Here is a 1,935-nt window from a genome sequence, read left to right as displayed (position 1 = left end):
GTAAAACAATTATAGAAGGTGAGTTTTACTAATGAAAGATAAAGATTGTAAATGTAGAGTTGTTCCACCACCACCACAAGGACCACAGGGCCCACCGGGGAAACAAGGACCACAAGGACCACAGGGCCCATTGGGACCACAAGGACCTCCGGGGACAGGAGGGGCTATATCTTGGGGATGTTTAGCCTCTGGGCCACCTCAAACAGGGCAGATGCCATTTACACCAGTACAAGGTATGCGGTTTACGAATTATACTGAAAATGGTCCCAGTTTTGATGTAATACAAAATGCTGGAACTGGCTCCATAATAATTAATAATGCTGGGACTTATTTAGTAAAATTGTCAATGGTAGTCATAGTCCCTGTTGCTCCGGCAGGTGGCGGTACTACATTTGGTAGCGCTACATTCGCTATTGATATTGGAGGTTCTCAAAGGTTCGACTCAAATATCATGGTAGCATTTTCTAATGCTGATCCTACGAATGAGCTTATAACCACCGTAGCAAGAGAAATTTGTATAACACCACCGGCTGGTGCAGATTTTGGCATTACACCTTTTGCCGTAGGTGGAAATATAATGGTTGATTTTCCAAGCTTTTCAGTTGTACAAATAGCATAATGGTTGAACTGCACATCTCCTACTCAAAAAGTTAAGGTGCTCTTAAAATATTGGAGTGCCTTTTTTATTTCTTTAGCTGAATGTGTATATTTTTGTATATGATATTAAATTATAGTTTACTCAATAGCAACTATAGGAACTTGTTTAAAAAACACACAATTAAAATAGACTCCAGTACATTTTAGTCACGTTATATATGTTAGTCCAGCCTCCTATAAATAATATCCATACATATAAAATAAAAATAATTATAGAAGGTGAAAATAACTAATGAAAGATAAAGATTGTATATGTAGGGTCATTCCGTCACTACCTCAAGGGCCAATGGGGCCTATAGGTACACCTGGATAGACCAATTAATTAAGGAATTAATATTAATCAACTCATTTACCAATATGTTTGACTACAAAAATATAAGTCCTTATGGCCTATGATAAATCTGAGGGAATAAATTGAACTTGAATAATAATATTAATCTAATCACAAACTTCTCCGCAGGAGTTATGAAATTAGACCCTGCGGAAATTTAAATATTATTGGTATGTTACTACTCGCTACAATATCTTCCTGTTGTTAGGTTTACTTTTTGTTAAGTGAATTTATTAAATTATCTGTTGCCCAAAATAAAACGGCTCCAAACACTGCATAAGGTCTAATATCTTTCGTTAAGATGAAAAATACTTTTGGCTCTGAAATAAGTAATGCAATATCAAAAAGACCAAAAAAGAGGAAAAACATTGCGCCAAATAATATATGGAAACCAAGTGAAATTAAATCCCTTTGTTTATTACTTATCTTCCCGGATATAAAATCAGAAAAAATTGAACAAGGGATTCCATAGATCGCCATGAACAAAGCAGAATACATAAAGTAAATAAAAAATGAAGTGCTACCAATTACTAAATATAGAATTAAGGTCAAAATAATGGATGTCACTATTGCTGAGAGAATTTTTCTTTGTATTGTAAACTACCTCCTTCTATTAATGATTAATCCCCCCTCATAATAATATGCTTCTAAGTCTATAATACATATAGTATTTAAATATCCGATGTGGTAAAGGAGTTCGATAAAACAGGGCAATAAAGAGTCTAATTCTATAATTTGTTATTTACTTCCACAAACATTTCAGTGTATTTAGAAAGGTTAATTAATGAATCTAAATTATATATATTAGAATTGTACAGTTATATAGTTTTACAGTCTAGAATACCATAACTAGAAATTATAGAGGGGAATTAATACGATATGGCGCTAATCTGTAACAAGGATTAGTGCTTTTCTTCATTTTAGGGCCATATTGATTAACAACAAGT

Annotated in this window: 2 protein-coding genes; one reads left to right on the top strand and one right to left on the bottom strand. The window is 33.7% G+C overall.

The genetic code is table 11. The features are described 5' to 3' along the window. Window positions 1-31: 31 nt before the first annotated feature. On the top strand, window positions 32-619 hold the full coding sequence (locus tag JM172_RS24295) for a hypothetical protein (protein ID WP_214484948.1): 588 nt from the start codon (window positions 32-34) through the stop codon (window positions 617-619). Window positions 620-1,198: 579 nt separating this feature from the next. On the opposite strand, the gene JM172_RS24290 is transcribed toward JM172_RS24295, so the two are convergent. Continuing rightward, complete coding sequence (locus JM172_RS24290; RefSeq protein WP_214484947.1) at window positions 1,199-1,555, bottom strand: hypothetical protein; 357 nt, start codon at window positions 1,553-1,555, stop codon at window positions 1,199-1,201. Between the last annotated feature and the right edge of the window lie 380 nt (window positions 1,556-1,935).

The sequence above is a fragment of the Bacillus sp. SM2101 genome (assembly GCF_018588585.1).
GTDB lineage: Bacteria > Bacillota > Bacilli > Bacillales > SM2101 > Nanhaiella > Nanhaiella sioensis.
Note: the sequence above shows the minus strand (reverse complement) of the source record. Positions and strands in the feature narration are given on the sequence as shown.